Origin of the sequence: Acetobacter sp. DsW_54 (assembly GCF_002153575.1) — a bacterium.
In the GTDB taxonomy this organism is placed as follows: domain Bacteria; phylum Pseudomonadota; class Alphaproteobacteria; order Acetobacterales; family Acetobacteraceae; genus Acetobacter; species Acetobacter fabarum.
On the sequence record NZ_JOPD01000010.1, the window covers coordinates 1 to 1,421 of the forward strand.

Genomic DNA, 1,421 nt, shown 5'->3' on the forward strand with positions numbered 1-1,421 from the left:
GGCAATTCCGGCCCTCTGGTGTCCGAGGTTGACCCTGCCACGGTGCGTGACAGCATGCGCGCGGCAGAAGCGGCTGCCTCCAAGAATGATGAAGACCACCCCGACCTGAGCGACCACCTGCTGGGCAATATGTGGGGCGCACGTGACTGGATGGCCCGCCACGGCATTACGCTCGACATTCAGGAAGTGGATGAACTGTGGGGCAATACCTCAGGCGGCACAGCATCGGCAGCCGATGGGGCAAATGGCTCGGGCACCGGCCCGGCCTATGACGGCATGACCATGCCAACCCTGACCGTGGACCTGGAAAAACTCATCGGCCTCAAGGGCGGTATTTTCAATATCAGCGCACTCCAGCTGCGCGGGCGCTCGATCTCGCAGGATCATCTGGGCGTGTTCAACCCCGCATCCGGGTTTGAGGCAGACCGCTCAACCCGCCTGTTCGAGCTGTGGTACCAGCAGTCCTTCCTTGGCGGCAAGCTCGACGTCAAGATCGGGCAGCAGGATCTGGATACCGAATTCCTGATCAGTGATTACGGCAGCCTTTACCTCAACTCCAACTTCGGCTGGCCCATGGCGCCATCGGTCAACCTGTATGGGGGTGGGCCGTCTTGGCCGCTGGCATCCCCCGCCATCCGCATCCGCTACCGGCCCACGGACCAGTTTACCGTCATGTTTGCCGCAGCGGATGATAACCCGCCGGGTAACCGCTACAACTCCACCGCCATCCAGCAGGCCACAGGCTCGGATGCAGGGCAGACCAACGACCCGACCAGCCAGAACGCCAACAACAATGCCTCGGGCACCCAGTTCAACATGGGCACGGGGGCGTTGCTCATGACCGAGCTGCAATATGCCATCAACCCCCAGCCTGATGACATGTCCAAGGTCACCAAGGACCCCGGCCTGCCCGGTATTTACAAGTTGGGGGGTTTTTACGACACTGCCAAGTTTGCAGACTACCGCTACAACAAGAACGGGGGCTCGCTGGGAACAGCGGTGCTGAACGGCAGCACCAACCAGCGTGACCTGACCCCGCGCTGGGACCGTGGCAACTGGATGGTTTACGGCATTATCGACCAGATGATCTGGCGTCCCTCGCTCCAGTCTCCCCAGTCTGTGGGTGTGTTTGCCCGTGCCACGGGCAATGGTGGTGACCGCAACCTGATCAGCTTTGCCGTGGATGCGGGGATCAACCTCAAGGCCCCCTTCAAGGGGCGTGACAATGATACGGTGGGCGTGGGCTGGGGCATTGGCCGTGCCTCTTACGGGCAGCGCCAGTTTGACCGGGACTCCGGCACACACCGGCAGGGGAACGAAAACCATCTGGAAGTGACCTATCAGGCGCAGGTCATGCCCTGGTGGGTCATGCAGCCGGACTTCCAGTATGTCTGGAACCCTTCGGGCGGGATCCCCCTCTC

Annotated in this window: 1 protein-coding gene; it reads left to right on the plus strand. The window is 61.7% G+C overall.

Features of this window, described 5'->3' with window-relative positions; all coding sequences use genetic code 11:
- The coding region (locus tag HK20_RS06005) for a carbohydrate porin (RefSeq protein ID WP_143296461.1) at positions 1-1,421 on the plus strand (1,421 nt) is incomplete at both ends.